The following is a 510-nucleotide window of genomic DNA, read 5'->3' on the forward strand; positions in this document are numbered from 1 at the left end:
TGGCATACACATCAGGCGAACTGGAGGCATCAATAATGGCTCTGGTGGCTGTTAACCGGCCCCGTAAAGCGTGCTGATAACGCTGCCGTTCATAGTCCACCAGCGATTGCATGGCCTCTTTACCGTAGCGCTGCTCAATCAGCACCAGCTCGGCATATTTCGCCAGTGACTCTATTAAAAAAGAACCATCAGCCTCCACACCATAGCCAATCTGATGCCCGAACCACTGATGGGCCGCTTCATGCGCCGTTCGCCGATAACGCTGGTCAAACCCAGCGTCTGTCGCAGGGCGCGCCCGAACCGCCAGACGATGCGACATTAAAATAACCTGTGGCAGCGCATAACCACTGGGACCGAATTCTGGCGTAAACAGTAAGGATAACTGCTTGTAAGGATAGGGGGTAAGTTGAGCCGAAAACCATTCGAGGGTATCAGTAACTGCCTGGAGATGAACCTGCAGTGCGCTGGTCTCTGAGCCACTCGTGAGATCGCGGGTTAAGCCGGTCAAAC

At 54.1% G+C, this 510-nt stretch carries 1 protein-coding gene; it reads right to left on the reverse strand.

Annotated features, from left to right (window positions below; translation table 11 throughout):
• Window positions 1–510, reverse strand: a 510-nt coding sequence (locus tag ACFSYC_RS19640; RefSeq protein ID WP_377130573.1) for a M1 family aminopeptidase, incomplete at both ends; no start/stop codon positions are given.

This window comes from Mucilaginibacter antarcticus (assembly GCF_042686155.1).
In the GTDB taxonomy this organism is placed as follows: Bacteria; Bacteroidota; Bacteroidia; order Sphingobacteriales; family Sphingobacteriaceae; genus Mucilaginibacter; species Mucilaginibacter antarcticus.